This window comes from Sandaracinobacteroides sp. (assembly GCF_057137845.1).
The window spans coordinates 1-2509 of sequence record NZ_DBNHFX010000224.1 but is presented as its reverse complement, the minus strand read 5'-3'; the positions used below and the strand labels follow the sequence as shown (position 1 = coordinate 2509).

Annotated in this window: 2 protein-coding genes and 1 pseudogene; 2 read left to right on the top strand and 1 reads right to left on the bottom strand. The window is 66.0% G+C overall.

Annotation, left to right across the window (positions count from 1 at the left end; translation table 11 throughout):
• Positions 1-410: pseudogene (locus AC16JP_RS11795) on the bottom strand (hypothetical protein); the annotation flags it as partial.
• 139 nt (positions 411-549) lie between these two features.
• Here AC16JP_RS11795 and AC16JP_RS11790 point away from each other — a divergent pair.
• On the top strand, positions 550-1551 hold the full coding sequence (locus tag AC16JP_RS11790; RefSeq protein WP_484340811.1) for an NAD-dependent epimerase/dehydratase family protein: 1002 nt from the start codon (positions 550-552) through the stop codon (positions 1549-1551).
• Positions 1552-1559: 8 nt separating this feature from the next.
• Positions 1560-2509 (top strand): lipopolysaccharide biosynthesis protein (locus tag AC16JP_RS11785; RefSeq protein WP_484340810.1); only part of this gene is annotated, 950 nt, incomplete at its 3' end.

Here is a 2509-nt window from a genome sequence, read left to right as displayed (position 1 = left end):
TCGCCGAACTGGCCGCGCATCCGCGAAGACGTCGCCAGCGCATACAGCGCAACCGTCGCCAGCAGGAACATCGCGATGCGCTGAAAGGAAATCCACGGCAGCCCCGGCGCGTTCAGCGCCAGATAGTTGGGCCACATCAGCAGCACGCCGATATAGAGGAAATAGAAGCGCACGATCGTCTTTTCGGCATCGGTGCCGACGTCGGGCGCCATCCACAGCGCAACCAGCGCCAGAATCGCAACCGGGATCGCCGGGATGAACCAGCCGAACATGCCGAACACCCCGATCACGAACCCGAACAGGATCGCCAGCAGGATGACAGACGCCGTCCCGACAAGCCGGACTACCCGGTGTCGAAGATCGTCGACCCGCCTCGTATAGGGCGGAAGGATTCGTTCCCTCGCGGACATCACTTCCCCCAATAGGCCAAAAGGGTCGGCTTGCTCCAGCCGGAAAACTGGCGCAAATGGCCTGTAACCCGCAGATTCAACAGTCTTCAACGATGCAGCCGCCGATTTTGCCTCATCCACCGCACCGGAATCCCGCCCGTTGACGACGCTCGTCACCGGTGCAGCAGGCTTTATCGGCCACGCGCTGTCAAAGGCCCTGCTTGCGCGGGGCGAAGCAGTCGTCGGCCTCGATTGCCTCGTCCCCTACTACCGTCTCGACTTGAAGCGCGCGCGCCTCGCCGACCTCGAAGGCCCGGGATTCACCTTCCTCGAAACCGATTTTGCCGATACCGCCGCACTTGTGCAGGCGCTGACCGATGTCGCGGCAAAGGCCGGTCCGATCCGGCGCATCGCACATCTCGGCGCACAGCCGGGCGTGCGCTGGTCGATCGACCACCCGCTCGATTATGCGCGCTCGAACCTGGTCGGCCACCTGAACCTGCTCGAAACCGCCCGGCGGCTCGCGGTGCCGATGGTCTATGCCTCGTCGTCGTCGGTCTATGGCGGCAACGAACGGTTGCCCTTCATGGTCGAGGACCGGGTGGACAGGCCGGTGTCGCTCTATGCCGCCACCAAGAAGGCGGATGAACTGCTTTCGGAATCCTATGCCCATCTCTATCGCATTCCGCTGACCGGGCTTCGTTTCTTCACCGTCTATGGCCCATGGGGGCGGCCCGACATGGCGGTCTGGCAGTTCACCGAAAGCTGCCTTGCCGGGCGCACCGTCAGGATCTTCAACCACGGCGACATGCGCCGCGACTTCACCTTCATCGACGACATCGTCGCCGGTGTCGTCGCCTGCCTCGACCGCCCGCCCGCCGACGACGGCACGGAAAAGCCCGGTGGAAGCCTGTCGCCGCATGCGATCTACAACATCGGCAACAGCCACTCCGAACCGCTGATGCACCTCGTCGAGCTTGTGGAGAGTTCCTGCGGGCGGCCGTTGCTGCACGAATTCCATCCATTGCAACCCGGCGACGTGAAAGACACCTACGCCGATATCTCGGCCATCCAGCGCGACCATGGCTTCCGGCCCGTCACCAGGCTGGATGCCGGCGTTCCGCGCTTCGTCTCATGGTTCCGCCGCTGGACGACCAACTGAAACCGCAGATGACGATGAACCGCCTGAAGGCGCTGGCCCGGCGCCTCTGGAGCCCGGTGCTCTTTGCCTATGCCATTTCCGGTGCGGTGGCCCTTGCCTCGTTCCTCTCGACCATGCTGCTGGCCCGCCTCGCAGGCGCTGCCGTCATCGGCCAGTATGCGCTGGCGGTCAGCACCGCCAGCATGCTGGCAAGCTTCGCCATGTTGGGGCTGGACCGCATCCTCATCCGCGAAATCGCCGGCGACCTGCGCGAGGGAGACAGCGGCCGCGCCAGCGCCGCCCTCAGGGCCATCACGCGGGCGGTTGCGGCAACGGCGATCATCGCCACCACCCTCTACAGCGCCCTGGTGGTGCTGACACCGCTGGTCGACCACATCGGCGGCGACATGGGCGCAATGCTGATCGTCGGCGTCTCGGCCCTGGCGTGGCCGATGCTGCGCGTCGGATATTCGGCGGTGCGGGCCGCCGGCATGCCGGTCGCGGGCCAGTTCCTCGAAGCGCTGCCCACCTTCCTGTTCCTGGCCGGTGTCGTGCTGTTCGTGCTGGCCGGCACGACACCCGATGCCGCCACGGCAACCGGGGTGGCTGCGGCAGGCCAGCTCGTTGCGGCAATTCTGGCGTGGCTGCTGCTTCGGCCGCACCGGCGGCAGTGGGGCGCGCCCGTGCCCGGATCGCTCGACCGGCGCATGCTCGTTGCCGGGCTGCCGCTGATGGCCAGCCTGTTCCTGCAACTATTCTCCGACTGGCTGCTGCTGGCGCGGCTGTCGGCGGTCATGGGCGCATCGGAAACCGGGGCGTTCCGGGTGTCGGTGCAGATCGTCACCATCATCAGCATCCTCGTCGCCACCACGGAATCCTATGTCGCGGCGCGCATTGCCGGCGATTTCCGCGCCGGCCGCCCCGATCTCGCATGGAAGCGCCACTATCGGGCAACGCTCGTCATGCTCGGGCTTACGGC